19 protein-coding genes are annotated in these 24945 nt (G+C 66.0%); 4 read left to right on the plus strand and 15 right to left on the minus strand.

Features of this window, described 5'->3' with window-relative positions:
- Positions 1-29: 29 nt before the first annotated feature.
- From AC4FIJ_RS02205 to AC4FIJ_RS02240, 8 genes are all read right to left on the minus strand, one after another.
- Positions 30-1592, minus strand: coding sequence for a tetratricopeptide repeat-containing sulfotransferase family protein (locus AC4FIJ_RS02205; protein ID WP_490335141.1), 1563 nt, complete (start codon positions 1590-1592; stop codon positions 30-32).
- A 203-nt stretch (positions 1593-1795) separates the two neighbouring features.
- Positions 1796-2119, minus strand: a complete 324-nt coding sequence (locus AC4FIJ_RS02210) for a UrcA family protein (RefSeq protein WP_446154796.1) — start codon at positions 2117-2119, stop codon at positions 1796-1798.
- A 185-nt stretch (positions 2120-2304) separates the two neighbouring features.
- Positions 2305-2721, minus strand: a complete 417-nt coding sequence (locus AC4FIJ_RS02215) for a hypothetical protein (protein WP_446154797.1) — start codon at positions 2719-2721, stop codon at positions 2305-2307.
- 88 nt (positions 2722-2809) lie between these two features.
- Positions 2810-3502 carry a DUF2490 domain-containing protein gene (locus tag AC4FIJ_RS02220; RefSeq protein WP_490335099.1) on the minus strand — a complete coding sequence of 231 codons (693 nt, stop codon included), beginning with the start codon at positions 3500-3502 and terminating at the stop codon, positions 2810-2812.
- A gap of 87 nt (positions 3503-3589) precedes the next feature.
- A complete protein-coding gene (locus AC4FIJ_RS02225; protein ID WP_490335100.1) occupies positions 3590-4363 on the minus strand; it encodes a sulfite exporter TauE/SafE family protein in 774 nt (257 codons plus the stop codon).
- A gap of 26 nt (positions 4364-4389) precedes the next feature.
- The gene (locus AC4FIJ_RS02230; protein ID WP_490335101.1) at positions 4390-6867 is read right to left on the minus strand and encodes a TonB-dependent receptor; all 2478 of its coding nucleotides are present in this window, start codon (positions 6865-6867) and stop codon (positions 4390-4392) included.
- Between the two features lie 93 nt (positions 6868-6960).
- Positions 6961-7149 carry a YezD family protein gene (locus AC4FIJ_RS02235; protein WP_490335102.1) on the minus strand — a complete coding sequence of 63 codons (189 nt, stop codon included), beginning with the start codon at positions 7147-7149 and terminating at the stop codon, positions 6961-6963.
- Positions 7150-7275: 126 nt separating this feature from the next.
- A complete protein-coding gene (locus AC4FIJ_RS02240) occupies positions 7276-7734 on the minus strand; it encodes an RrF2 family transcriptional regulator (RefSeq protein ID WP_490335103.1) in 459 nt (152 codons plus the stop codon).
- Between the two features lie 453 nt (positions 7735-8187).
- On the opposite strand from AC4FIJ_RS02240, the gene AC4FIJ_RS02245 reads away from it, so the two are divergent.
- From AC4FIJ_RS02245 to AC4FIJ_RS02260, 4 genes are all read left to right on the plus strand, one after another.
- A complete protein-coding gene (locus AC4FIJ_RS02245; RefSeq protein WP_490335104.1) occupies positions 8188-11013 on the plus strand; it encodes a TonB-dependent receptor plug domain-containing protein in 2826 nt (941 codons plus the stop codon).
- A 70-nt stretch (positions 11014-11083) separates the two neighbouring features.
- Entirely contained in the window at positions 11084-12535 is a 1452-nt protein-coding gene (gene yfcC / locus AC4FIJ_RS02250; RefSeq protein WP_490335105.1) for a putative basic amino acid antiporter YfcC, read from the plus strand.
- Positions 12535-13761, plus strand: coding sequence for a cyanophycinase (locus AC4FIJ_RS02255; RefSeq protein WP_490335106.1), 1227 nt, complete (start codon positions 12535-12537; stop codon positions 13759-13761). The genes yfcC and AC4FIJ_RS02255 overlap by 1 nt, the downstream gene beginning before the upstream one ends.
- Complete coding sequence (locus tag AC4FIJ_RS02260) at positions 13762-14652, plus strand: isoaspartyl peptidase/L-asparaginase family protein (protein WP_490335107.1); 891 nt, start codon at positions 13762-13764, stop codon at positions 14650-14652.
- Between the two features lie 3 nt (positions 14653-14655).
- Here the strand turns inward: AC4FIJ_RS02260 and AC4FIJ_RS02265 are convergent, their stop codons facing one another.
- The 7 genes from AC4FIJ_RS02265 to AC4FIJ_RS02295 form a co-directional block, all read right to left on the minus strand.
- The gene (locus AC4FIJ_RS02265) at positions 14656-15858 is read right to left on the minus strand and encodes a glycosyl transferase (RefSeq protein WP_490335108.1); all 1203 of its coding nucleotides are present in this window, start codon (positions 15856-15858) and stop codon (positions 14656-14658) included.
- Positions 15859-15984: 126 nt separating this feature from the next.
- Positions 15985-16827: a uroporphyrinogen-III C-methyltransferase gene (gene cobA / locus AC4FIJ_RS02270; RefSeq protein ID WP_490335109.1), complete on the minus strand. Its 843-nt coding sequence runs from the start codon at positions 16825-16827 to the stop codon at positions 15985-15987.
- A gap of 62 nt (positions 16828-16889) precedes the next feature.
- Positions 16890-17747 carry a formate/nitrite transporter family protein gene (locus AC4FIJ_RS02275; protein ID WP_490335110.1) on the minus strand — a complete coding sequence of 286 codons (858 nt, stop codon included), beginning with the start codon at positions 17745-17747 and terminating at the stop codon, positions 16890-16892.
- A gap of 30 nt (positions 17748-17777) precedes the next feature.
- Complete coding sequence (gene nirD / locus AC4FIJ_RS02280; RefSeq protein WP_490335111.1) at positions 17778-18131, minus strand: nitrite reductase small subunit NirD; 354 nt, start codon at positions 18129-18131, stop codon at positions 17778-17780.
- Positions 18128-20593 (minus strand): nitrite reductase large subunit NirB, encoded by a 2466-nt coding sequence (gene nirB / locus AC4FIJ_RS02285; RefSeq protein ID WP_490335112.1) that lies wholly within the window; start codon positions 20591-20593, stop codon positions 18128-18130. The genes nirD and nirB overlap by 4 nt, the downstream gene beginning before the upstream one ends.
- Positions 20594-20880: 287 nt before the next feature.
- The gene (locus AC4FIJ_RS02290; protein WP_490335142.1) at positions 20881-23445 is read right to left on the minus strand and encodes a nitrate reductase; all 2565 of its coding nucleotides are present in this window, start codon (positions 23443-23445) and stop codon (positions 20881-20883) included.
- Positions 23446-23647: 202 nt separating this feature from the next.
- Positions 23648-24892 carry an alginate export family protein gene (locus AC4FIJ_RS02295; protein ID WP_490335113.1) on the minus strand — a complete coding sequence of 415 codons (1245 nt, stop codon included), beginning with the start codon at positions 24890-24892 and terminating at the stop codon, positions 23648-23650.
- Between the last annotated feature and the right edge of the window lie 53 nt (positions 24893-24945).

Genomic DNA, 24945 nt, shown 5'->3' on the forward strand with positions numbered 1-24945 from the left:
GCCTGCCCCAAGGGGTGGGCGGCTTCTTCTTATGCGGAAACGTCGAAGCCCTGCTGCGCCAGCCATGCCCGTACCGGTTCCAGCCCCTCGGCATGGGTGCGCCATTTGCCCACCCCGTCGGCATTGATCGGACGGCGCACTTGCGCCGCACTGGGCGTGGCGACGGCGGCGGTGTTTTCGTGGAACGACAGGCAGGCGGCGTCCCACGTCAGCCCGCAATGATCCAGCAGGCGGCGCGTCTGCCCTTCCTGATCGGCCACCAGCCCTTCGTATGACAGGGACAGCACGCGGCCCGGAAACAGCCGGTCCCACAAGGCCATCAGCCGGTCGAACCGCGCATAGTAACGGGCAGTGTCCATCAGATCGTAGGAATAGGCGTAATAGGCCGACTCGCTGGCGAACAGATTCTTGAAGTTGCTCCACACCGTATCCATCGGATTGCGGCGCAGGCACACGATCCGCGCATGGGGCAGGGCGCGCGCGATGTGGCCGACATAAAGGAAATTGGCCGGCAGCTTGTCGGTAAAGCGCGGCGTTTCGCCCGCGTGATGATGACCCGCCTGCGCCAGATAGGCGCTGCCGATGGCGGCGGGATCGGCCTGCATGCTCTGCCGCACGGTTTCGGGATCGACGATGGTGCGCGACCGCGTGCCCGACAGGCGCTTGACCGCCAGAGGCATCGCCTGAAGCTCGCCCGCCGATGTCACATCGGGATGCGACGACAAGATGCGGTCGACCAGGGTGGTGCCAGTACGCGGCATGCCGACGACGAAGATGGGTGAGGGGTCGGGGTTGCCATCGCCAGCGGGCACCGCGCCCGAAAACGCGGCCTCGATCGCATCGAAAATGGCCGCGTCCTGCGCGAAATCATAGCGCAGCTCGCGCTTCTGCCCGGCATTGGCGGCGGCAAGATGCGCGAACGCCTCGGCGTCGCCGACATCCTCCATCTCCTTGGCCAGCGCATAGCGGATGCGCAATGCGTCGCCGGGCGTCGCGGCCTTGGCCAGCGCAGCCTTCAGCCGGGGGATATGGTTGGAATCCGCACTCTGGCGCGACAATATGGCCAGCGCGTAATGCGCGCGGGCATTGCCCGGATCGGCGGCGATGATCGCCTCGTAATGACGGCGCGCATCCTCGTTCCGCCCGGTAAACCCGCTCGCGGCCGCCAAATTGTAGCGATAGTCGATATTGTCCGGCTCCGCCTCGACCGCGGCGGTGAAGGGCGCGACCGATGCCTCGTGCTCACCCAGGCGGGCCAGCACGCAGCCGATGGTGTCGAGGCTGCGGGCATCCTGCGATTCCAGCGCCAATGCGCGCCGCGCCGCCTCTGCCGCTTCGCCGTCGCGGCGCAGCAGGATCAGCAGTCGGGCAAGCTGAGCAAGATGTTCCGCCTGCGGCCCGCGCTGGACCGCCGCCTGAATCAGCGGCACGGCCTTGGCGACCTGACCCGCTTCGGCGGCGATCATGCCCAGCAGGAAATAGCCCTCGGGCCGATCCGGTTCCGCATCGACCAGCGCTTTCGCGGCCGTGGCGGCAGCCTGCAAGTCGCCGCGCTTCAGCGCCGCGCGTGCCTGCGTTTCGGATGGGTGGATCTGGGGTGTCGCGGCCCGGTTAGCGTCTAGGCCAGCATTCGGGCCAGAATTCGGGGCGGAATTGGGCCGGGAATTCGGGCGTTTGTCGGGCGCGGGATCCATGCCCGTCACCCTATGCAGCAATGTGCCGTCAGGCAAATGCCGCGTCGGGAAATCCGGCGTCCCGGCCCCTGTCGAAAGGGGCCGGGATCAGCCGTATTGCATCAGCGAGCCGACGCCACCCGAACGGGCGTGTCGCTGCGCGCCATGCGCTGTTCGATCTGAAGGCGGATATCCTCCTTCACGGCAGCCTGGCACTGGCGCGCTTCGGCGGCCACGGCGAGGTGCACCTTCGCCAGACCGTTACCGCAGACGGCGCGGGCGGCATCGTCCATGCGAATGGCAAGACGCTGCTGTCCTTCCACGGTCGACAGGTCGAGCCCGTCGAGGCGCAGGGTCGCGGTTTCATCTACGAAAGGATCGCCGGTTGCGGCGGCAGCGGACGTCGCCATGCCGAGCGCGGCTAGTGCCAAAAGGGCCTTCTTCATCATCGTCTCCTGCGAACTGGTTTCAATACCGCTCTCGGGCGGTTCTCATCCGCAATAGACGATCGCGCGGAATCTGGCAAGAATCCACGGAAAAACGTCGGTTTCAGCAGCGACCACCCCTCTTCAGGGACGGAAGCCTATGTTCAATTCAGGCGCAAACCACGCTAATCAAAGCGCATTTCGCGTCACCACTGCGCGCGCACCTCCAGCGAGCCGAGATTGCTTGAATCGCCCAGAACACCGATGGGAAGCGCGACTCGCTCAACCGATTCGGCCTGTTCCTGCGTTTCGTGCAGCGATACTTCGATGCTCCGCGCGCTGGGTGCGGTCCATTCGCGCAGGGTTTCCAGCGGCAAGCTCGCCTTCCAACCCTTGTCACCCTGCACCGGCACCAGCCGTCCGTTGATGCGCACCTGCGCCGACGGATTGGCGCGATATCCGGATACCTGCAGACAGCTGTCCCCGCCGCAGCGTACCAGACGCGTGCTCGTCTCGTCCGAAGCCTGCGCTGGCGCTGCGAGACCCGCCATCGCAAGCGCAGCCAGCGCCACGGCGCGAAACGGAATGCGGACAAGCGGGGCGGCAGGACGGAAAACTATCATGGGCAGATCATATTGCGGGTGCGAAAGGCAACAAGTGTCCATTCTGACACCCCCCCGCCCGGCGCGGACTCCGGTCCGGACCCGTCCGCTAGAACGCCATGAACAGGTTCACGTTGGCGACATGGTCCGAACGGTCCTCGCCATCGCGGAAGACATGCTGGTTGAGATAGCCCGGCACCACGTCGATCCCCTGCGCCACCGGAAAAGACAGCCCGGCGAAATTGCGCCACACCGACAGGCCGCCGCGCTGCACGCTGGTCTCGTTAAGGTCGACGAAGGGCTCGGTATAGGCAACGATCCGGTTGCGCGGCGTCACCGGTACGCGAAGCTGCAGCATGTTCCGCACCCGCCAGCCGGTCCCGCCGCGCTCCTCGAAGAACCGCTGCTCAAGCCGGGTGCGCGAATCCAGCGTGATGCCGTCGCTCTCGATCAGCCGGACGTTCAGCTCCTGGTAGAGCCGGTGCTCGTTCAGCTCGACCGGCCCGACCGGATCGGTCAGCACATAGGCATAACCCACGCCCGCATTGACCTTGTCGTCGAAACGGTAGGCAACCAGCGAACGCAGCAGCAACTGGCCCAGTCGGTCGGCATCATTGGTGAAACGCTCCTGCGCTTCCACCCGGACATAGATGTCCTCCGCCGCATCGATGGTCGCGAACTGGCCCAGCCAGATGTTGAAGTCGTCCTCCGTCGCACTGGCCGGGGCGGCGAAGCCCAAGGCGGCGGAAAATACGGCGGACAGGGCGGCAAGACCGCGGGCGAATTCGTGCTTGAACATCATTGGCAACCTGAAAGAGGCGGGGGAAGGGGCCCTATAGGCAGGGGTCCTGCACCCCGCAATCCCGCCGCCTCCGCATTGCCCATTGGGTCAGATCACCCCCCATCCGCGCAGAGCGCTATAGGCGCTGGTGGCGACCAGCACGATGCTGACGGCGAACAGCAGGACGCGCGGCGGCACGCGCTTGACCAGAACCGCTCCGAAAGGCGCGGCAATGACGCCGCCGATGATCATGCCGACCGCCGCCACCCCGAACGCCGTCAGCCCCAGCGTGGCGATAAAGGACACCGAGATCGCGACCGCCAGCAGGAACTCGGCCGTGTTGACCGTCCCGACCACCTTGACCGGATCGCCGCCCTGCACCAGCAGGTTCGACGTCACCACCGGCCCCCATCCGCCGCCGCCCGCGGCATCGAGGAAGCCGCCGACCATCGCCAGCGGACGCGTCATGCGCGGATCCTCGAACCGGGGTTTCGCCATGCGCACCGCTTTCACGAACAGATAGACGCCCACGCCCGCCAGATAGGCCATGACGAAGGGCTTTGCCGCCGAAGCGTCGATGCTGGTCAAAAGATAGGCGCCGCCGATCCCCCCCAGCACGCCGAACGGCACCAGCCTGCGGAACAGCCCCCAGTCGACATTGCGCTGCCAGATATGGCTCACGCCCGACGCGCCGGTGGTGAACATCTCGACCAAATGGGTGGTGGCAGAGGCCGCGGCAGGCGGCATGCCCATCAGGCTGACCAGCATGGTCTGCGACAGCACGCCGAACGCCATGCCCAGCGCGCCATCGATGATCTGCGCGCCGAACCCGACAAGGATGAAGGGCCAGATATCGGCGAAAGTGAGGGAGATGTCGAACATGAGGAGGTCCTCTCCGTTACGGAAGATCAGAAGACGTGCTGGACGGTCAGGCCATAGGTGCGCGGATCGCCCGGCGTGCCGACGATCAGCCCGGTGTTGCCGCCGGGGACCTGCAATTGTTCGAAGTAGTCCTTGTCGAAGACATTGCGGACCCAGCCGAAGACTTGCAGCCCATTGTCGGCCCGGAACCCAGCGCGCAGATTGATCAGCGCATAGCCATCGACCCATGTGTATTCGGACGGCGTCGGATTGCTGGAAAAGCGCGAGCGGTAATTGCCGTCGACCCCCAGATAGACCGCCCCGTCCAGACCCAGCAGCACCGCCGGCACATTGCCCTCCGCCCCGTATGACAGCGCCCATTTCGACACGCCGGGCAGGCGCTGGCCCGATATGTCGCAATTGGCGGGGCTGATCCCGCCCGGGGTTCCCGGCGCGCTGGGGGCCTGTCCCTCCGCTGCGGTCGTGCCGCCCGACAGCTCGGGCGGGCAGGGCGCATCGGTGAAGCTGCGATAGGTGGCATCGGTGTAGGCCGCGTTCACATAGGCATTGAACCGCGCGCTGGGCCGGACGGAGAAATCGGCCTCCACCCCCTGCGTGCGCACCTTGTCTGCATTGGCCAGATAGCCGCGCAGCACGCCAAGGCTGCCATTGGTCACCAGCGCCTGATAATCCGCAATATCGGTGCGGAAGGCGGCAAGGTTGAGCGTCGCGCGCCGGTCCCAGAAACGCGCCTTCACGCCGATTTCGTAATGGTTCACCGATGCCGGCTCGACCGTGGCGGCGGCAAGGATCGGCTCGCCATTGGCGTCGCTGGGCACGCCGTTGAGGTTCACCCCGCCCGACTTGAAGCTCTTCGCGTAGGTCGCATAGGCGAGGATCTCGTCCGACAGCTCATAGCTGGCGGTCAAATCATAGCTGAAGTTCCAGTCGCTGTAATCGACACCGAACCGCTGCGGCGCCAGCACCGCGCGCTGGGCCACGATGCGCGGGTCGGTGCTGGCGAAAGTGACCGGCTGCCCGTCGCCATTGGTCACGACGGAATCGTAGAAACCGTCCTTGCTGTCGTAATTGACCCGCACGCCGGGCCGCAGCGTTAGCCCCGGCAGAGGCCGCCAGTTTACCTGTCCGTAAATCGCCGCGCTGGTGTTATCGAGCGCGATGCTATTGTCCGCCGTCAGCCCGTCGAGCACCGTCGGATCGGCGCTCAGCGGATTGGACGGATTGATCAGCCATGCGCTGGCGGCGGGACCCTGCCGCTGCGTGCCCTGCGTATCGACGCTCTGGTCGAAATAGAACGCGCCCAAGGTGTAATCCAGCGTGTCGCCCCCGCCGCTCAGGCGAAGCTCCTGCGTGAACTGGTCCTGCTGCGAGGGGTTCTGCGACAAGGTTGTAATCGGCAGGCCGGTAAAGTCGCGGTCGTTCTCGGGCTTCCAGTCCCAGAACCGCCATGCGGTGATCGAGGTCACGGTCCCGATCCCCGTCTCCCACACCGCGCGCAGCGACGCGCCGCCCACCTTGTTCCCGGCATTCAGCGAGGCATCGAGGTCGGTCACCCGGTCGAACGCATCGCCGCTGGGCGCGGCATAATCCTGCGCGGCGGCCAATGCGTCATATTGCCGGTCCAGCGCGCGCTGCGTCTGGCCGGTGCGGACGAACACCGTGCCGCAGCACTCGGGATCCTGCTGCGAATAATCGCCCGCCAGCGTGATCGCCAGATCGTCCGACGGCTCCCACAGCAACTGCGCGCGCAGCCCCAGATTATACTGCTCGTTGATCCAGCGGTCGCTCGTCACATTGCGGATCGTACCGCGCCTCCTGGTCGAGGACAGCGCAAGGCGGGCGGCGACAGTGTCGGACAAGGGCCCCGAAACGGCGGCCTTCGCCTGCCGGAAATCCAGATTGCCGATGCTGATCTCGGCCCGCCCCTCGAAGTCGAAGGTCGGCTGGCGCGTGGTAATATTGATCGCGCCCGCCGTGGTGTTCTTGCCGTAGAGCGTGCCTTGCGGGCCGCGCAGCACCTCGATCCGCTCGACATCGAGGAAGTCGAAGGTGGCCGAGGCAACGCGCGAGAAATAGACGTCGTCGACATAGATGCCCACGCCCTGCTCGATCCCGTCATTGGTCAGGCCGAAGGGCACGCCGATGCCGCGGATGTTGACCGCGGTGTTGCGCGGGTTGCTGCTGTAATATTGCAAAGTCGGGGTCAGCTGCTGAAGCCGCCCCACGTTGAACGATCCCGTGTTGTCGAGATGCTCGCCCCCCACGACCGAGATCGCGATGGGCACGTCCTGCACGGTTTCCCGGCGGCGGCGGGCGGTGACGATGATATCGCCATCGTCCTGCGCGCCGGTCCCGACCGAGGATGGGGATTCGGGCGGATCTGCTGTCGGCGCATCCTGCGCGAAGGCAGGGGCGGCCAGTGCGAAGGCAAATACGCTGCTGGCAAGAAGCCATGGCGCGCGAAGGAATGGTCCGCGGGGGCGGACACGGAACGACGGATGCATGAAATTCCCTTCTCGGTGGGGGACTTCGCATCCGGCGGTCCGGTCTGCTGGGCCTGTTATGTTGGGGGTTGGCCGGACGCCGCGGCCTCGCGCTCAGGCGAAGCGGCGGCGTTCCGTGATGTCGAGCTGCATCAGCCTGCCGTCGTGGACGGTCAGCTGGATGACGCCATAGCGGATCTGTCCCAGCGCATCGGCAATCGCCTGCAGCTGCTCGGACAGGGGGCTGGTTCCGGCATTACGATTTGCGGCATTCTCGGGCACGCCATCGGTCGATTGACGCATGTCCATGGTCTCCAAAATCTCGGCACGGGGGAATCGCCCCGTGACAAAGCAGATATTCTCAACCAATCTTGTTGACAATATGGCGGGTGGCGCAAATTCGCTTTGTGCGGCGAAGGATTTTCTTCGCTAGGCCTTGGCTTGCGGTGCAGCGGCCCCGATATCCTCGTCCCCGACCGGCTGGATCGGATCGGACAGCCGGACCCCGTCCAAGAGTTCGGCGGTCGCGTCGCGAACCTGCAGCATCAGCGCGCGGGTGCGGCAGTCATGCTCTTCAAGGCAGTTCTTGCATTTCTCATGCGCGAACCGGCTGGCGCAGGGGACCAGCGCCAGCGAGCCGCGCATCACGCGGATCAGGTCGCCATAGGTGATGTCGATGGGCGGGATCGACAGGCGATAGCCGCCATCCTTGCCGCGCTGCGATTCGACGATTCCGAAACGGGTCAGTTCCGACAGGATCACCGTCAGGAACTTGGGCGGGATCTTCTGCGCCTCGGCGATTTCCGACAGAGGCACGATGCGCTGGCCGTAATGATCGGCCAGATGCTGCATCGCGCGGATCGCATAGCGGGTCTTCTGGGAAAGCACGCCCGACCCATGCCGCATGGCGCGCCGGCGAACAAGGCGCAGATTCGCGTGAGAGCGCTCCCGCATGCCGTCTCTCGGCGCGTCCCCACATGCGCTTCCCACAGGCTGGCGGGAATGAATTATCGTTGTTCGTGAAATGCTTGCCATCAGCCCACCGCGCCAGATCAGGCCTGTCGGCACGCCCATCGCCGCATCCATATTGCGCAGCGCAATTTCGAATGACATAATCCTGCAATGGACAGGCAATTCTTCTGCCCCCTTCGCGGCCAGGTGGCCGTTCGCCGATCGATCGAGACTCACCTCACCGATTGGTTCAACGAGTGATTCCCGGCCGCGCGGGATAGGCGCGGATCCGGCAGACACTCGTCCATGATTTCTGCCATCTGAAAATCCGGGCCCATCCCCGACCATTCGCCACGTTTCGTTGCGTTCAAAGGTTCGAGGGATCAGACCATGCATAACCATATCCGACGCGGTGCGAGGGGCACCGCGGCTCTGCTGCTGGCAGGCATCGCCACGCCTGTGCTGGCGCAGGCCAATGCCGATATTTCCATCAACGACCCCGCCGCACAGGCGGAGGACGAGAGCGCCATCGTCGTCACCGGCAGCCGCATCCAGGGCCTGCCCACCGACGGCCCCGTCCAGACCCAGACCGTCACGCGCGAGGATATTCTCGACACCGGCGCGGCCACCATTATCGAAGTGCTGCAAGATCTGCCCGTCACCTCGGGCGGCGGCGGCACCTTCTCGACCGCCACTGCGGGCCCGCTGTCCTCCGACACCCCGGTCGGCGCCTCCGCCGTGTCGCTGCGCGGCCTTGGCGCGTCCTCCACGCTGACGCTCATCAACGGCCGCCGCGCGCAGATCAGCGCCTTCGCACGCGGGCAGGAAAGCTTCATCGACGCCAGCTCCATCCCCCTCGCAGCGATCGAGCGGGTCGAGGTGCTCCCCTCGGGCGCCTCGGCGATCTATGGCGCCGACGCGGTCGCGGGCGTGGTCAATTACGTGCTGCGCGAGGATTTCGAAGGGCTCGAACTCTCCGCCAGCTATGGCAATTCGACCAAGGGCACCGACGAGGGGCGCTATAACATCACCGGCGTCGCGGGCACGCGGATCGGCGATCGCAACTCGGTCATGCTGGTGGTCGATTATTTCAAGCGGAACCCGTTCTTCCTGCGCGACCGCGCGATCAGCCGCGAAAGCTTCCGCCCCAGCCAGCAGGGCTTCTACCCCAGCTTCAACGATCTGTTCTTCCAGTTCTTCGACCAGACCGAGGAACCGCAGGACGGCGGCTGCGCGGCGGAGGATTTCGGTTCGGGCAATCTCGGCGAGTTCTGCGAGGTCAACACCAACGCCTATGTCTCCGCGCAGGACAGGATGGAGACCATCGGCGGCCTGTTCACCCACCAGTTCGAGATTTCGGATTCGCTGACCTGGTACAATGACGCGCTCTACAGCCATCTGGAATCGCGCGGCATCAGCTCGCCCGCCAATTTCTCGCGCGCGCCGATCGACCCTGAGAATCCCTTCTGGCCCGACGCGCTGAAGGACGACATCGTTCAGGAAGGCTCGTTCGAAGGCGCCACCGACTTCACCGATTTCTACGGCTTCCCGATCTACGCATGGGGCAAGATCCCGCAGCCGCGCGCGGTCGAGGTCGAATCCGACAGCTATCGCATCACTTCGGGCCTGCGCGGCGATATCGGCAAGGGCTGGAACTTCGACGCGGCCTTCCTGTTCGGCGGGAACGAGCGGACGCAGCGCGGTGTCTCGGGCCTCGCGGTCGCGCAGAACTTCTATGACCTCAATCTCGGCAATATCTGCACCGACGGGTCGCGGGTGGAGCGCTGGGACGTCGATCTCGGACGCCCCGATGCCGAATTCATCGGCGATACATGCGAGGACGCGAGCAGGGAAACCTTGTGGTACAATCCCTTCGGCGGGCAGACCACGCAGGAAGACGGCGTCGCCGAACTGCTCGCGACAGAGGCGGAGCGCAAGGGCAAGTCGCGGCTCTATGCCCTTGACGGCAGCGTCAACGGCACGCTGCTGGACATGCCCGCAGGCCCGCTGAAGGCGGCGTTCGGCGGCGAGTTCCGGCGCGAGACGCTGCGCGACACGCCCGCGGGCATCGCGGTCGCCACCGCCGACAATCCCGAACCGATCCTCGGCTTCTCCTCCACCAGCGCCTTTGCCAAGCGCAACAGCTGGGCGGTCTATGGCGAGTTCTACATTCCGCTGCTCGACACGCTGGACGTGCAGCTGGCAGGCCGCTTCGACGATTTCCAGGGCTTCGGCAGCGACTTCAACCCCAAGATCGCGGCCCGCTGGGAAGCGGCCGACTGGCTGGCGCTGCGCGGCAATTACTCCACCTCGTTCCGCGCGCCCTCGCTGGCGCAAAGCGGGGCGGGCGTGCTGCTCAGCTCCTACCGCGTGGATTGCGAGGCCACGCCCGATGCCTGCGGCGGCGATCCCGACGCCGATGGCGAGGCGCTGCTGTCGGAAGATGTCGGCAATCCCGAACTGGGGGCCGAAAATGCGCGCAGCTTCGGCGGCGGCGTTGTCTTTACGCCGGGCCGCAACATCGAACTGACGCTCGACTACTGGAACATCCGCCACACCGATCTTGTCGGCATCGACGAGGACGATTTCATCCGCCGCGCGCTGTCGGGCGAATTCGCGGTGGCGGGTCCGGGCGAACTGCCCACCGGCACGCCGGGGGTCGAGGTGCAGAACGGCTTCGTCAGCGACGCGCATTTCCAGATCACCAATCTGGGCTTCCAGAAGACCGACGGCCTCGACATCGCCTATACGCAGCAGTTCGACGCGGGATCGGCGGGCAATGTCACGCTCAGCCTCGACGCGACGAAGATCTTCAACTTCGACCGCAAGGCATCCGACGCCAGCCCGCTTGAGGAACTGGCGGGCGATTATTTGTACCCCGACTTCATCGCCAGCGGCCGGGTGCGCTGGCGCAAGGATGCGTGGCGCGCGGCGCTGTCGGGCCAGTACACCAGCGGCTATCGCGACGACCCGTCCGACCGCACGCTGGAAGCGCTGGGCCTGCCGACCGATGCCGAATATGACGTCGACGACTACCTGACGTTCGATTTCAGCATCAGCTATGATTTCGAGGAGAACAGCTTCGTCCAGCTGGCCGTGCGCAATATCTTCGATCAGGATCCCCCGCGCGTGCTGGGATCGTCCGCGAATGTCGATCTGTTCAACCATGATCTGATCGGCCGCTATGCGACATTGCGCGTAACGAAGCGCTTCTAGCACGCGAAAGTCCGCGCCCCGTCCCCGGCGTCCTGCCGCCGGGGGCGGGGCGGGACAAAACGGAGAATTCATGACCGAAGACGCGCAACAGACCGGGCCGGCCACGCGCATATGGCGCATGCCCGATACGCTGGCGATCCTGTTCACGCTGGCCCTGATCGCATGGGCCGCGACCTTACTGTTCACGCCGGGGCAGTTTTCGGTGGCGGGCGATCCGGCGCGCATCGTGCCGGGCAGCTACCAGCCCGCCGCAGGCCCGATGCCTGCCCCTCTGCTGGGCAGCGAGGATCGGACCGGTTTCCTCGATTTCCTGTTCGCGGGGCTTGTGACGGGCGACCGCTATTCGGCGACAGTGGGCCTGATGGCCTTCATCCTCGTGCTGGGCGGGGTGTTCGGCATGATCATGCGCACCGGCGCGGTCGATGCGGCGCTGCAATCCGCGCTTCCCGGCGGTAAGGCGCGCAGCGAGCGGCTGATCGTCTGCCTGTTCCTTGCCTTTTCGCTGGCGGGCGCGGTGTTCGGCCTGTCGGAGGAAGCGATCGCGCTGACTTTGGTGCTGGCCCCGGCGCTTAACCGGGCGGGTTACGATTCCGCGACCGCCGTGCTGGTCTGCTATGGCGCCAGCCAGATCGGTTTCGCCACCAGCTGGATGAACCCGTTCAGCGTCATCATCGCGCAAAGCATCGCGGGCCTGCCGCCCATGTCGGGGCTGGGCCTGCGGATCGCGTTGTGGGCGGTGTTCACGCTGGCGGCCGCGGTCTTCACATGGCGATACGCCCGCGCGGTCAGGCTGGGCCAGCGTCCCCCTATTGGCCTGCAGGCGCGGGGCGATGATGCCGGGGCGGTGGCGGGGTTCTCGGCTGCGCATCTGCTGGTGCTGCTTGTTCTGCTGGCGGGCGTCGCATGGGTGGCGTGGGGCGTCACCATGCGCGGCTATTACCTGCCCGAGATCGCCGCGCAGTTCTTCGCGGTCGGCATCGCGACCGTCGCCATCGCGCGGATCGGGCGCATCGCGGGGATTTCCGAACTGATGGAGGCGTTCCGCGACGGCGCGGCGCAATTGCTGCCCGCCGCGCTGATCGTCGGCGCGGCCAAGGGTATCATGCTGATCCTTGGCGGCGACGATCCGGCCAGCCCCTCGCTGCTCAATGCCCTCCTGAACGGGCTGGGCACGGTGACGGCGGCAGTGCCCGACTGGCTGACCGCATGGGCGATGTATCTGGTGCAGAGCGTGTTCAATTTCTTCGTGGCGTCGGGATCGGGACAGGCGAGCATCACCATGCCGATCATGGCCCCGCTGGCGGACCTGTCGGGGGTCACGCGGCAGACCGCGGTGCTGGCGTTCCAGCTGGGCGACGGCTTCACCAATCTGATCATCCCGACCTCGGCGGCGCTGATGGCCTGCCTTGCCGCGGCGCGGGTCGGCTACGGCGAATGGCTGGCCTTCATCTGGAAACCGGTGCTGGGCCTTGTCGCCATGGCGAGCATCGTGATGCTGCTCGCCCATGCAGGAGGATATTGATGCCGCGCGCGATTTTCACCGCCCTGCTGGCGCTGCTTGCACTGGCCGGTCCCGCGCGAGCGGAAGAGGGCACGCTGGTCATCGTCGGCGGCGGGCTGGAACCCGGCAATGCGGCGGTCCACAAGGCGTTCCTGAACGCTCGACCCGCCGACGCGCCCGCCATCGTCATCATCCCCGCCGCCTCGGGCGAACCGCAAACATCCGCCGACAGCTTCGCCGAGGCGCTGGTCAGCCACGGCGCGAAGGCCAATGACATCGCCGCGATCCGGCTGGCGATGATCGACGATCCCGCGACCGAGGACGTGGACGAAAGCCGATGGGCCGCCAATGCCGCCAGCGCCGAAGAAATCGCCAAGATCTCCAAGGCTGGCGCGATCTGGTTCACCGGCGGCGACCAGTCGCGCATCACCGCTCTGCTGATCGGCGCGGACGGGCGCGAGACACCGATGCTCGCCGCGATCCGCCAGCGCCTGCGTGAAGGCGCGGTCGTCGGCGGCTCCTCAGCAGGCGCCGCGATCATGAGCGATCCGATGATCACGCAGGGCGACACGCTGGCCGCGCTGCTACCGGGCTCGCCGGGCGAGCCAATGGCGCTGGGCCGCGGCCTCGGCTTCGTGACCGGCGCGCTGGTCGACCAGCATTTCGGCCAGCGCGCGCGTCTGGGTCGTCTGACCGCCGCGCTGCTGACGCCGGGACAGCCCCGCCGCATGGGCCTCGGCATCGACGAGGACACCGCGCTCATCCTCCACCCCGGCGCAGCGACGGCTGAGGTCGCGGGCAGCGGCTATGTCACCCTGATCGACGCACGCGCTGCGACGCGGGCAGAGGGCGACCGGTTCGCGGCGGCCAACCTGCTGCTCGGCCTCGCCGCATCCGGCGACGCGATCGACATTGCGACCGGTTCGGTCACCCCGGCGCCGTACAGGAAGCCGACCATCGGCCAGGAATATGCCAATTCCGCGCCAATTAATGGCGGCGGCATGGCTCTGGGCGGTCAGACACTGGCGCAAGTGGCGGGCGAATCCCTGCTCGACAACGCCGCGGCCAATGTCGTCGAACGCCATTCCTTCGCGGGCCGCCACGGCGTGACCTATCGCTTCACCCAGACCGAAACATCGCGCGGCCATTGGGGCAGAGGCCCCGACGGCACGGCGCATTACGCGCTGAGCGGCGTGCGTTTCGACATCGAACCTATCGACATCACAATCACGAAAGCAGGTCGCTGAATGCCCGCATTGCGAAACCACGTCATCGCCCTCCACGGCGGCGCGGGCGTCAATCCCGACCGCGATTATGCGGAGGTGGAGGTCCATCTTGCCGCGCTGATCCGCCGCTGCGAAGCGATGCTGGCAGGCGGCGCAAGCGCGCTCGACACGGTGGAGCACGCGGTGCGCGATCTGGAGGAAAGCGGGCTCTATGTCGCAGGTCGCGGGTCCGCACCCAATGATCAGGGCCAGGTCGAATGCGATGCCGCGATCATGGACGGCGCGCGCATGCAGGCCGGCGGCGTCTGCGCGCTGAGCGGGGTCGCATCCCCCGTCACTGCCGCCCGCGCGGTGCTGGACCGCACGCCTTACGTGCTGCTGGCGGGCGAGGGCGCGCGCGCCTTCGCGGGCGAATGCGGGCTGGCGATGGTCCGCGATCCGGCCGCCCACTACCGCCTGCCTGTCGGCGTGGAGATGGAGGAAACGCAGGCGCTCGATTCCGGGCTGTCGCATGGCACGGTGGGCGCAGTGGCGCTGGATTCCATGGGGCGGCTCGCGGCGGCGACCTCCACCGGCGGCCTGTTCGGCAAGCGCGCGGGGCGCGTGGGCGATACGCCGATCACCGGCATCGGCAACTGGGCCGACGGCGAGGTCGCGGTCAGCTGCACCGGCATCGGCGAAGCCTTCGTCTATGCAGGCGGCGCGCGCGATGTGGCCGCCCGCATGGCTTATGGCGGCGCGTCGCTTGGAGATGCGGGACAGGCCGTGCTCGACGCGGTGGCGCACCATGGCGGTGACGGCGGCATGATCGCGGTGGACAAGGCGGGCAGCGTCATCATGCCGTTCAACTCGCCCGGCATGAAACGCGCCGTCGCGGGATCGGCCATCCCCGATCGGGTCGCCATCCTTTAGCGTTCAGCGAAAGGCGCTGCTGAAGGCGGCGGGATCGCTGACCGGCATGCCGTCGCCGCGGCGCAGGTCCTGTGCGATAATCTCGGCAATGCGCGCCGCCGGGTCTGGCCCGTCCATCCGGATTTCGCCCGAAGCGTCCCAGTCGATCCCGTCGAATGCGGCCATGGTGCGCTGGCGCTGCGCCTCGCGGAAGAACGGCCAGCTTTCGAATGCACGCTCGATCGCGCGGGGCAGGTCGTCACCCGGTTCGATCACCGTGCCAAAGCGCCACATGGCGTAATCGGGATTGTCCCGCCAGTCCGCACCATGCCCGTTGACGAACAGGCAGGGGCGGGGCCGGACCAGATATTCATAGACCTGGCTGCTGACATCCCCGACATAAAGGTCGGCCGCCAGCGTGTAACTCATGTCGCTCGACCGGTCGGAGCCGAGATCGACGATCACGCGGTCCTGCACTTCCAGCGCCAGCCACCGGGCCTTGCGCCTGTCGTTCCACCCGCGCGCCATGCGGACATGCGGCGCGATGACGAGATTGTATTTCCCGCCTGCGCAGACCGTTTCGACCAGCCTGCGCGCCATGGTCTCGCCCGTGCCCATGCGGCGGTCGAAATGCGGGTTATAGAGGATGACCGGCCTGTCGTTCGCGAACAAGGGCGGCCTGCCAAGGCCAAGCTGCATCATCGTGCCCAGCTTCACCGAACCGCCGACGACGCAATCCTCGGGCGCGACACAGCCCTGCACCAGCAGCCGGTCCCGATCCTTGGCCCCCGACACGAACACCTTGTCGAAGAATTCGAAGCGGTTCTCGAACCCCACCGCCCGGTCGCCCGCGCCATGCGGAATATGGAACAGCGGCGGGAAGCGTCCGGGCAGGCGCTTCAGGATCGTGCTTGTCCGTTCGGCGCACAGGATCGCGTCGCAGTCGCGGATCCGGCTGGCATAGGTAAGCAGCATGGCCAGCTTGCGCGCGGCATCGGGCACCATGGCTTTCGTGCGGCGCGGCAGCTTCATGATGACCATGTCGGGCACCGGCCTGCCCAGCGATTCGGCCAGTACGGCAATATTGTGCGCGTCGCCGTGCGAAGGAGTGAACACCAGCACCCGGCAGCCATGCGATTCCGCCAGCTCGAACGCGACCGGCAGGAAATGGGCGAACTGGTGCTGGCCGCCGATGGCCGGCACGTGAATGGTCGGAATATGCGTCATGCGTCCCGAAGATCTGTCCCGCGAACGGGGTAGGATTGCCCGTCGTTACGTCCGAAGCGATGCCGATCCCAGGGGCATGCTGCAGGGCCGGTTATCGGCAAACAAGGCCAGATCGCGAACGCCTTGTCAATTGCCGATGGCGGCTGCGTCGGCCAATGGAATTGCGGGGACGGCGGGCGCCCCGAAATCGGCCTCGCCATGCAAGGCACCGCGCTGTCCGGCCGCTTCGCCGACCAGCAGCAGCGCCGGCCCGTCGCCGATCGCCGTGCGCGCCATCAGCCCCAGCAGGTCCAGCCTGCCGCGAAACACGCGCATGGCCGGAAGGCTGGCATTCTCGACGATGGCGACCGGCGTGCTGCCCGACAAGCCATGCGCGATCAGCTGGCGGGAAATCTCGCCCGCTGCGGCCTTGCCCATGTAGACGGCCAGCGTGGCCCTTGGATCGGCCAGCGCTGCCCAGTCGAGATCAAGCGTTTCGCCCTTCCGCGCATGGGCGGTGACGAACACCAGCTTGCGTGCCAGCCCGCGCAAGGTGAGCGAAAGGCCCAGATCGGCGGCAGCGGCGCTGGCGGCGGTGATGCCGGGGCAGATCCGGACCCCGATTCCCGCGGCGCGGCAGGCGTCGATTTCCTCGGTCGCGCGGGCGAAGATCGCGGGGTCGCCGCCTTTCAGCCGCACCACTCGCCGACCCGCCAGCGCGGCCTCGACGATCAGCGCGTCGATGGTCTTCTGGTCTTTCGAATGGCGTCCGGACCTTTTGCCGACATGCACCCGCTGTACTTCCGCGGGGATCAGGGCCAGCACGCCTTCGCCCACCAGCGCATCGTGGAACACAACGTCGCAGGCGCCCAGCAGCCGCTCCGCCTTGCGGGTCAGCAGGTCGGGATCGCCGGGGCCCGCGCCCACCAGCCAGACTTCGCCGGGCTGGATCGGGGCGCGGGGATCGGGTGTCGTCTTGCGTTCGGTCATCGTCGGCCTCCATCGGGAAACGCGCGCCGCAGCCTTGCGCGGCGCCCCCCAGGGCTTTCACGTCATTCGGCGGCGATCGAGAGATATTCCTCGTCATTCACGATCGCAGGCCGCGCGTTGCGGGCGGGCGATGCCTTGTAATGGGTGGCATAGAGCATGCCGCCCACGAAGGTCAGGCCGCCGACCAGATTGCCGATAACGGTCGGAATCTCGTTCCAGATGAAATAGTCCATCCATGTGAACTCGCCGCCCAGCATGATGCCCGAGGGGAACAGGAACATGTTCACGATCGAATGTTCGAAGCCCAGGTAGAAGAAGACGAGGATCGGCATCCACATCCCCATGATCTTGCCCGGCACCGAACTCGACATCATCGCGGCGACGACCCCGGTCGACACCATCCAGTTGCACATCACGGCCCGGATGAAGAGCGTCAGCATCCCCGCGCTGCCCGCGGCGGCATAACCCAGCGTCCGGCTCTCGCCGATGACGCCGATCTTCTGCCCGATCTCGTTCGGGGCCTGGCTGAAACCGGTGGTGAAGATGATCGCCATGAACACGGCCACCGTCATCGCGCCCGCGAAATTGCCGCAGAACACAAGGCCCCAGTTGCGCAATACGCCGCCGATGGTGACGCCGGGCCGCTTGTCGATCAGTGCCAGCGGGACAAGGGTGAACACGCCCGTCAACAGGTCGAAACCCATCAGATAGAGCATGCAGAAACCCACCGGGAACAGCAGCGCGCCGAGCAGCGGATTGCCGGTGTTGACGGTGATGCTGATCGCGAAAGCCGCGGCAAGGGCAAGGATGGCACCGGCCATATAGGCTCGGACCAGCGTGTCCTTGATGGACATGAAAACCTTGGATTCGCCGGCATCGACCATCTTGGCCGCGAATTCGGCGGGAGCGATATAGGACATATCGAATTCCTTTCTTGAACGAGCGGCCGTTCAGGCCGGATTTTGCAGTTGCAAGTGGATGGCGCCGTCCTCCAGCCGCACCGGATAGGTCGGTACGCTGCCTTCGTCGGCACCTTGGGCCAGCCCGGTTTCAAGGCTCAGCACCCAGTTGTGGAGCGGGCATGTCACGCAGTTTCCGTGCACGATGCCCTGGCTGAGCGGACCCTCGCGATGCGGGCAGCGGTCTTCCATCGCGAAGATGCGGTCATCCTCGGTGCGGAAAACCGCGATAGTTGCCCCGTCGGTCCTGACGCAGCGCGCGCCCTGCCGTGGGATGTCGTCAATCGTGCCCACATGCACCCACCCGGTGTCGGCGATGCGGGCAACCGGCGTCGCGGCGTTCATTCTGCTGGCTCCATGCTGGGTGAGGAGAGATCGGCCATCGGCTTGAACTCGTGCTTGTCCTTGCCCGACACGCGTTCGGACCACGGATCGGTCTGCGAAAAGCGCTGAGAGAACACGAAACGGTCGTAATAGGCGCGGCGGGTGTCCGGATTGTCGAGGATCTGCGCACGGATCGTGTCGTGCCCGACGCGGTCGGCCCATTTGTAGATGCGTTCGAGGTAGAAACCCTGTTCGCGGTACATCTGCATCATGGCGGCGGTGATCTCCATCACCTCCTCCTCGGTCTCGACCGTGGTCAGCTTGGTCGTACCCTGGATGTGGATGCCGGCAGCGCCCGCGTAATGCACTTCGTATCCGCTATCGACGCAGACGATGCCGATGTCCTTGCAGGTCGCCTCGGCGCAATTGCGCGGGCAGCCCGATACGGCCAGCTTCACCTTGTGCGGCGTCCACGATCCCCACAGGAACTTCTCGAGCGCGACGCCGAGGCCGGTCGAATCCTGCGTGCCCATGCGGCACCAGTTCGTGCCGACGCAGGTCTTCACCGTGCGCAGCGACTTGCCATAGGCATGGCCCGATACCATGCCCGCCTTGTTCAGATCGGCCCAGACGCCGGGCAGGTCTTCCTTCTTCACGCCGAGGAGGTCGATGCGCTGGCCGCCGGTGACATGGACGGTGGGGATCGCGAACTTGTCGACCACGTCGGCGATGGCGCGCAGTTCCTGCGAATTGGTCATCCCGCCCCACATGCGCGGGATCACCGAATAGGTGCCGTCCTTCTGGATGTTGGCATGCACCCGCTCGTTGATGAAGCGGCTCTGGTTGTCGTCGACATATTCGCCGGGCCAGTCGGCCAGCAGGTAATAGTTGAGCGCGGGGCGGCACTTGGCGCAGCCGCCGCTGGTGGTCCACTCCAGCTCCTGCATCACCGCGGGGATGGATTTCAGCGCATTCGCCTTGATCAGGCGGCGCACGTCGCCGTGGGGCAGATGGGTGCAGCCGCACATCGCCTTGGGGGCGCTGGCATCGAAGCTGTCGCCCAGCGTCAGCGCCATCAGGCTCTCGACCAGATTGGTGCAGGTGCCACAGGACGCGCTCGCCTTGGTATGGGCGCGCACCTCGTCCAGCGTGGACAGGCCCTTGTCCTTGATCGTGCCGGTAATTGCCCCCTTGCAGATACCGTTGCAGCCGCAGATTTCCGCGTCGTCCGCAAGGTTGGCGACAGCCGCAAGGGGGTCAGAATTTCCCGCGTTCTGGAACGCCTGCCCGAAGATCAGCGTCTCGCGCAACTCGCGCACGCATTCGCCCTTGCGCAGCAGTTCGTTGTACCATCCGCCGTCGGCCACATCGCCATAGAGCACCGCGCCGATGATGCGGTCGTCCTTGACGATCACCCGCTTGTAGGTGCCGCGCGCGGCATCGCGCAGGACCACTTCCTCGCGGTCGTCGCCTTCCGCGAAATCGCCGACGGAATAGAGGTTCACGCCCGTGACCTTCAGCTTGGTCGGCGTTTCGGCGTGGAGGAACCCGTCGACGGGCGCGCCTGCCAGATCGGCGGCAAGGATCTTCGCCATAGTATAGAGCGGCGCGACGAGGCCATAGACGCGCCCGTCCACCTCGACACATTCGCCGATGGCGCTGATCGCCGGATCGCTGGTGCGCAATTGCACGTCGCACACGATGCCGCGATTGACCTCAAGCCCCGCCTCGGCGGCGAGGGCGGTGCTGGGCCGGATGCCGACCGCCATCACGACCATGTCGGCGTCGATCACCGTGCCGTCGTCCAGTTCGACCGCGATCACCCTGTCGTCGCCGTCGCCAAGGATCGCCCTGGTGTTCGCGCCGCAGCGAATGTCGATGCCGCGCCCTTCCAGCTCCTTTTGCAGCAGATAGCCGGCAGCGGTATCCAGCTGGCGTTCCATCAGCGTGGGCATCAGATGGATGACGGTGACCTTCATGCCCTGCATGTGCAGTCCGGCGGCAGCCTCAAGCCCAAGCAGGCCGCCGCCGATCACCACCGCGTTTCCGCGGAACGAGGCATAGCGCTGCATCGCCTCGACATCGTCGAGATCGCGGTAGGCAAGCACGCCTTCCAGCTGATGGCCGGGGACGGGGATGATGAAAGGGCTGGATCCCGTGGCGATGACCAGCCGGTCGTATGGCGCGGTAATGCCGTTCGCCGATGTCACGGTCTTGGACGCGCGATCGATCTCGGTGACGCGCGCGCCGCGGTGCAGGGTGACGTTATGGGTTTCGTACCAGGCATCGTCGTGGATCACGATGTCGTCGAACGATTTCTCGCCCGACAGCACCGGCGACAGCATGATGCGGTCATAGTTCACGCGCGGTTCGGCGTTGAAGATCGTGACGTCGTATCGGCCGGGCGCCTGCTCGAACAGATGCTCCAGCATGCGGCCCGGGGCCATGCCATTTCCGACGATGACGAGTTTCTCAAGTGCCATGAAGGCCCTCCGTGTTCGGCAGCGGTCAGGCTGCGGATTGCTGGGAAGCAGGAACACGGGGGTGCAATGGGCTGACCGCGTTCCCCGATCAGCCGGATATCCGGTTGATCGACCGCGCAGCGCCATTGCTGCTGTTACAGATTGGATCTGGATGATGACAATACCGCTTCGGCGCGGAGAGCCCAAACGGGGCCTGTCATCGATGCATCATTATTACCGCGATTCGCCCATTGCTGCAATGCAAAAAGGCCGAATGACCCAAGCTGCGGTAATTGCGGGCGAAATCGTCACACCCTGCTCGCCAGCGCCTCCTCCTCGACCATGCGAGCGATCAGCGGGCGGCAACTGCCGCAATTGCTGCCGGCGCCGGTCCTTCCCGCGATTTCGTTCAGCGTGCCGCAGCCTTCGCGGATGGCGCATCGCACGTCGTTCTCTCCCACGTCGAGGCACAGGCAGACCAGCTTTCCGCGATCGGGCGCAGGCCGGGCCGGGCGGCCCGCCAGCAATTCGATGGCGCTGGCATCCTCGGCCACGAATTGCCGCGTCACCCAGTCGCGATCGGGCAAGGATCCGCTGCGGGTCAGGTAGAGCACGGCTGCGAGCACGCCGTCCTCTGCGCGCACGGTGATACGGGTCATGCCTTGCGCCTTGTCCGCGGCTTCGGACCTGATGCCTGCGGGCAAAAGCGCGTCGACATCAACGGCGCCCGTTCCGGCCAGCTCGGTCAGCCACCCGCCTTCGACGCGGGCCAGTGCCCAGAACAGGCTGCCGGGCCGCACAGGCTCGCGCGTCACCAGAAAGCCGCGCCAGTCGGGCGTGACGGCGGCAATCGCGGCCGCGACATTCTTGAAGCCGGGCTGGCCCGATACCGGATCGACTGCCGGGTGCATCAGCCTGCCTGTGCGCCCGCTGCCGGTCAGGTCGGTCCAGTGCATCGGCACGAAGATCTCGCCGCCGTGCTGTCCATCGGTCACCGCCACGCGGTAGGCGGCATCGCCCCATGGTGTCGAAACGCGCGCAAAGCCGCCGTCAGTCAGGCCGAAGCGCTGCGCATCGTCAGGCGCGACTTCGACCAGAGGCTCGCGGCGATGGATCGACAGTTTCGGGCTCAGCCCGGTTCGCGTCATCGTGTGCCACTGGTCGCGGTAGCGCCCGGTGTTGAGGCGCAGCGGGAAATCGGGATTGACGGGCGGCGGGGCAGGGGGCTCCACCGCGACGATCCGCGCCTTGCCGTCGGGAAAGGCGAAGCGCCCGCCTGCCGGATGCGCGCCGCCCCAGCGGAACGGCTGCATCGCGTCATACTCCTCGCGGCTGCATCCGGCCCAATCGGTCAGGTCGAACAGCCTTCCGTGCCGAACGCTCAGCCGGGTCATGGCGGCATATTCGGCGAAGATCTCGGCGGGATGGCCGAAGGCAAACGCCGCGCCGTGCCCCAGCCTGTCCGCAATGTCGCACAGGATCCGCCAGTCGGCGCGCGCTTCGCCGGGCGCGGGAAGCAGTGCGCGCTGGCGGCTGATGCGGCGTTCCGAATTGGTGACCGTGCCGTCCTTCTCACCCCAGCCGAGCGCGGGCAGGCGGATGTCGGCCAGCTTGGCCGTGTCGGTCTCGGCGATGACTTCGGACACGACCAGCGTTTCGCAGCGGGCCAGCGCCTCGCGCACGAAGCCCGCGTCGGGCATGGATACGGCGGGATTGGTGCCCATGATCCACAGGAACCTTATGCGCCCGTCGTGCACGGCGCGGAACATCTCCACCGCCTTGCTGCCGGGGCCGGAGCACAGGTTCGGCGCGTTCCAGAACGCGGCGACGGAGGCGCGCTCGTCATCCTCGAAGCCGAGGTGGCAAGCAAGCATATTGGCCAGCCCGCCAACCTCGCGCCCGCCCATCGCATTGGGCTGGCCGGTGATGCTGAACGGGCCGCTGCCCGCGCGATTGATCCGCCCCGTCGCCAGATGAAGATTGATGATCGCATTGCCCTTGTCGGTTCCGCAAACGGACTGGTTCGCCCCCTGGCTGAACAGGGTCACCATGCGGGGATGGTCGGCCACCAGATCGCACAATTGCGCGAAGATTCCGGGATCGAGCCCATGAGCGGCGGCGTCCAGACCGTCGACAAACCCGCCGGGCTGCTCGCAATGTTCGGCCATGTAGCTGCCGTCGAGCAGCCCCCGTTCGCGCATCGCGGCAAGCAGCGCGTTGAACAGCGCCACGTCGCCATCGGGCGCGACCGGCACGTGCAAATCCGCGCGTTCCGCGGTTTCGGTGCGGCGCGGGTCGATCACGACCAGCTTCGTGCCGCGCTGTTCCCGCGCCTGTTCGATGCGCTGCCAGATGACCGGATGGCACCATGCGGTGTTCGACCCGACCAGCAGGATCAGATCGGCGCTGTCGAGGTCCTTATAGCTGCAAGGCACCACGTCTTCACCAAAGGCCCGGTTATGCGCGGCGACCGCGCTGGCCATGCACAGCCGCGAATTGGTGTCGATATTGGCGGTGCCGACAAAGCCCTTCAGCAGCTTGTTGGCGACATAGTAATCCTCGGTCAGCAGCTGGCCGGAGACATAGAACGCGACGCTATCAGGGCCATGTTCGGCAATTGCGGCGCGCATCCGCTGCGCCACCAGCTCCAGCGCTTCGTCCCATTCGGCCTGCTCGTCGCCGATCATCGGATGCAGCAGGCGGCCTTCCAGCCCGGTGGTCTCGCTCAGCCACGTGCCCTTGGAACAGAGCCGCCCGTGATTGGCGGGATGGTCCGGATCGCCCGCCACCTCGATCCGGCGCGGGCCGGTGACGCGCGCGGCAATGCCGCAGCCGACACCGCAATAGGCGCAGGTGGTGCGGATTGCGGTCATGGTCACGTCAACCTTTCCGTCATGCGCACGCAAAAAAGCCGCCACGATCCTGCACCCATCGGGCAGGTTCGGGCGGCACCATTGCCACGCGCGTCGCGATTTGGGGTCGATGCCATGCGGCGAAGCCCGACCATGGGCTCCGCGGCATCGACCCTGCCTCTATAACGCGATTTATGGGACTGCAGCAAGACGCGGCTCCGGATCAGAAGCTGAAACCGGCCTGCAGCCAGAACTTCTCGGTATCGGTGCCGAAATTGGCGGCCTGGTAATTGGCATATTTCGCCAGAACCCCGATCGCGCCCAGCTTGAAACTGATCACCGCATCCCATTCGCTGCCATAATCGATGCCGCCGACATCGCTGTCGAACTGGTGATAGATGATATTGGCGCCCAGCCCCTTCATCATCGCGACATCGCCCAGCTTGATGCTGGCCGTCCCGTAATAGTCCTGCAGGCCGGTGGCGGGCGTGGAGAGGAACAGGTCGGCAAAGCCGTTGAACTTGTGCAGCGTCGCCAGCGGGGTCTGGAACGCGGCCGCGCCGTCGTCGCTGCCCAGCAATTCATATCCGCCCTTAAGCCCGACCGGGCCGATGGCAAAACCGGCCTCGCCGTTGAGGTAATCGGCGTCATAGGACACCGGGTTGTCGCCGTAATCGCTCTGCCGCGCATAGCTGGCGAGGTAATCGAGCTTGAACGTCTCGCCGATGGGAACGGCGCCCATCGCGCGGAACCCATAGCTCTGGCTGGAATAGACAAGCCGGCCCGGCTTCTCTTCGTCATAGTCCAGCAGATAGGCAAAGGCCTTCACCTGCGCGATCTTCACGTCGATCCCGCCGTTCAGCAGGATCATGTCCCCGTCGAAATGCGCATTGGGGCTGTCTATGCCAAAGATCGTGCGCTGCGAGATCGCATAGGTCGCGTCCAGCGCCACCGGCCCGATCTTTCCTTGGGCGCGCACCGCGTCGAAGGTCTGCTCGTTCTGCCGCCAGCCGACATTGCCGACGAAGCGGTGATCGTCATGGATGATGCGCTGGCGCCCGACGGTCAGCGTGCCCGCCTTGCTCTTGTATCCGATCTGCAGGCGGTTGAGCTCGACGTTCTCGGGATCGGGGACGACGGGATAGGGCTCGATCCCGTTGCCGGGAATGGTGTCGTTGTAATTGTCGACGATGGCCAGCGTCGCTTCCGCTTCGCCCAGCACGAAAAAGCCATGGCTGACCAGTTCGGCGCCCGACCGCATGCGGAAGGTCAGCGCGTCGGCGTCCTGCAGCGGCGTATCGGGCTGGCTGACGGTTTCATAGCGCAGCATGCCGTCGACGATCAGGTCCAGCGTGGTGTCGTCCGCGATCTGAACCGGAGCGGCCGCGAACGGACCCGATTGGGCACAGGCCGGCGCGGCGGAGCCCATGGCCGATGCGGCACACAGCAAGGCAAGTTTCTTCTTCATACAAGGCCTCCCTTCCGGGCCAGCGCGGCCCGGTGTCGTCTGGAAAGGGCAGG

Source organism: Croceicoccus sp., from assembly GCF_983967925.1.

Coding starts and splice junctions, on each gene's coding strand:
- nirB (WP_490335112.1), bottom strand. CDS start 20,593: ATGGCACTTGAGAAACTCGTCATCGTCGGAAATGGCATGGCCCCGGGC.
- cobA (WP_490335109.1), bottom strand. CDS start 16,827: ATGACCGAACGCAAGACGACACCCGATCCCCGCGCCCCGATCCAGCCC.
- AC4FIJ_RS02295 (WP_490335113.1), bottom strand. CDS start 24,892: ATGAAGAAGAAACTTGCCTTGCTGTGTGCCGCATCGGCCATGGGCTCC.
- AC4FIJ_RS02260 (WP_490335107.1), top strand. CDS start 13,762: ATGCCCGCATTGCGAAACCACGTCATCGCCCTCCACGGCGGCGCGGGC.
- AC4FIJ_RS02265 (WP_490335108.1), bottom strand. CDS start 15,858: ATGACGCATATTCCGACCATTCACGTGCCGGCCATCGGCGGCCAGCAC.
- AC4FIJ_RS02275 (WP_490335110.1), bottom strand. CDS start 17,747: ATGTCCTATATCGCTCCCGCCGAATTCGCGGCCAAGATGGTCGATGCC.
- yfcC (WP_490335105.1), top strand. CDS start 11,084: ATGACCGAAGACGCGCAACAGACCGGGCCGGCCACGCGCATATGGCGC.
- AC4FIJ_RS02220 (WP_490335099.1), bottom strand. CDS start 3,502: ATGATGTTCAAGCACGAATTCGCCCGCGGTCTTGCCGCCCTGTCCGCC.
- AC4FIJ_RS02215 (WP_446154797.1), bottom strand. CDS start 2,721: ATGATAGTTTTCCGTCCTGCCGCCCCGCTTGTCCGCATTCCGTTTCGC.
- AC4FIJ_RS02235 (WP_490335102.1), bottom strand. CDS start 7,149: ATGCGTCAATCGACCGATGGCGTGCCCGAGAATGCCGCAAATCGTAAT.
- AC4FIJ_RS02210 (WP_446154796.1), bottom strand. CDS start 2,119: ATGAAGAAGGCCCTTTTGGCACTAGCCGCGCTCGGCATGGCGACGTCC.
- nirD (WP_490335111.1), bottom strand. CDS start 18,131: ATGAACGCCGCGACGCCGGTTGCCCGCATCGCCGACACCGGGTGGGTG.
- AC4FIJ_RS02225 (WP_490335100.1), bottom strand. CDS start 4,363: ATGTTCGACATCTCCCTCACTTTCGCCGATATCTGGCCCTTCATCCTT.
- AC4FIJ_RS02290 (WP_490335142.1), bottom strand. CDS start 23,445: ATGACCGCAATCCGCACCACCTGCGCCTATTGCGGTGTCGGCTGCGGC.
- AC4FIJ_RS02230 (WP_490335101.1), bottom strand. CDS start 6,867: ATGCATCCGTCGTTCCGTGTCCGCCCCCGCGGACCATTCCTTCGCGCG.
- AC4FIJ_RS02245 (WP_490335104.1), top strand. CDS start 8,188: ATGCATAACCATATCCGACGCGGTGCGAGGGGCACCGCGGCTCTGCTG.
- AC4FIJ_RS02255 (WP_490335106.1), top strand. CDS start 12,535: ATGCCGCGCGCGATTTTCACCGCCCTGCTGGCGCTGCTTGCACTGGCC.